Annotated in this window: 2 protein-coding genes; both read right to left on the bottom strand. The window is 62.4% G+C overall.

The annotated features are described in order from the left end of the window. Window positions 1–29: 29 nt before the first annotated feature. Window positions 30–608, bottom strand: a complete 579-nt coding sequence (locus tag A2I95_RS37860) for a YceI family protein (RefSeq protein ID WP_027259121.1) — start codon at window positions 606–608, stop codon at window positions 30–32. Between the two features lie 154 nt (window positions 609–762). Further along, a complete protein-coding gene (locus tag A2I95_RS37855) occupies window positions 763–1,296 on the bottom strand; it encodes a hypothetical protein (RefSeq protein ID WP_291737574.1) in 534 nt (177 codons plus the stop codon). Window positions 1,297–1,408: the final 112 nt, after the last annotated feature.

The raw sequence follows: 1,408 nt of genomic DNA, 5'->3' as shown, positions 1-1,408 counted from the left end.
GGCGAGCCTTGCGCAGCAGCGGCTGAGCCTTAGCTGTCGGCCTTCAACGCTTCGACTGAGATTTTGATGTTCACCTCGTCGCTGACGAAAGGTGCGAACTGGCCCAGGTTGTATTCCGAGCGCAGAACCGACGTGGTGGCGTCAAACCCGGCCCAGGGTTTTTTCGCCATCGGGTGATCGCCGGACTGGTTCAGCTTGGCGTCCAGCACCACCGGATTGGTCACGCCGTTCAGGGTCAGATCGCCGCTGATCTTGGCGGTGTTGTCGCCGGTCACTTCGATCGCGGTGGAGGTGAAGCTGACAGTTTCGTCTTCGGTTGCGTCGAAGAAATCCTTGGTCATGAAATGGTCGAAACGGGCCTGCCAGCCGGTGAACATCATGCTGAGCGGCATGGTCACCGAGACGCTGGAGGCTGCCGGATCTTCCTGATCGAACATGATCTCGCCTTCAAAACCCGAGAACAGGCCGTAGGTGGTCGAGTAGCCCAGGTGATTGTAGTCAAACAAGATCTGGCTGTGGCTGGAATCCAGCACGTATTTTTCCGGGGCGGCAGCAGCGCCGGTTGCGGCAACAGCAGCCAGGGCGGCAGCGAACAGGGTCGTTTTCATGGGAAAGGCTCCGTCAGAATAAATCATGAGGCTACAGATGCGGCGCGCGGCGCCAAAAAGGAAGCCCGCAAAAACCAACACTATCTGTGTGCGCGCAAACACAAAACCCGGCTGAAAGGCAGCCGGGTTTGCCTCGCGCGAATGCGATGAGGGGTCAGGTCAGGATCCGCACCGCGCCGCTCAGCTGGTCGCGAAGCTGGCTGCGCAGTGCAGCGGAGCCAATCGGCAGCTCGATCAGCAGGCTGCCGTCGGTTTCATACATCTGCACCGTTGCCGCTGTCAGCCGCACCCCGCCCAGCGTGTCATAGCTGCGGCGCAACACGGTGCGCGGACGGCCCCGCTCATCGCGCTTCAGCACCCGCAACTCCCGGCGCACCGGATCAAAGCACGCCTCGGGGTGGCTGCCGGGCTCGTGCGCGGTCATCAGCACCAGCCCGATCAGCAGAAACACCACCGAGATGCCGATCCGGATCAGGTTCATCTCGGGATCTGCACCCGCGCCCGGAACCAGCCACAGCCCAGTGGAGCTGAGGATCATTGCCGCCCCCAGCACCCGCAGCAGAACAACGCGCAGCTTCCAGTTTGCTTCCAGCCGCAAGCTCAGCGGCACCGCGCGCGCCACCGCGCCCAAGGCATTGGCCACAGGGGCGCGGGTTAACTGCGGCGGGGTTTGATCTGTCACTGCCATTCGACTGCCCTTTCTCAAGCTGCCCCTGCCGGATGCGCCGGCACCGCGGCTGTTCTCCGCGTTAAGGCTTCGTTAAGGAGTGAAGACCTGTTTTGCGGCATCAATGCGGCGG

It is taken from the genome of Leisingera sp. F5 (assembly GCF_001593695.1).
Note: the sequence above shows the minus strand (reverse complement) of the source record. Positions and strands in the feature narration are given on the sequence as shown.